This is a genomic window from Pseudoalteromonas sp. CO342X, assembly GCF_004208915.1.
Classification (GTDB): domain Bacteria; phylum Pseudomonadota; class Gammaproteobacteria; order Enterobacterales; family Alteromonadaceae; genus Pseudoalteromonas; species Pseudoalteromonas maricaloris.
Map to the genome: position 1 here is coordinate 1 of NZ_SGPH01000106.1, position 256 is coordinate 256.

Below are 256 nucleotides of genomic sequence, written 5' to 3' on the forward strand. Positions count from 1 at the left end.
GTCATGCGTTGCCGGAGCCGGATATGGAGGCTTTAAGGGCAGAGTATATCGCTCCGCAAACGGAGACGGAAATACGCTTGAGTGAAATTTGGCAGCAGCTGCTGGGCATAGCAAGTGTCGGTCTTGGGGATAATTTCTTTGATTTGGGGGGCCACTCCTTGCTGGCCACCAAACTGGCCGCCCGCTGCAGCGAAGCCTTTGAGGTGACTTTGCCGCTGCGGGAGATTTTCAACCAGCCTAAGCTGGCAGCGCTGGC

General features: G+C 56.6%; 1 protein-coding gene. It reads left to right on the top strand.

From position 1 onward, the window contains the following. Nucleotides 1–23: 23 nt before the first annotated feature. Nucleotides 24–256: phosphopantetheine-binding protein (locus tag EXT47_RS24340; RefSeq protein WP_205991281.1), on the top strand; the 233-nt coding region annotated here is incomplete at its 3' end.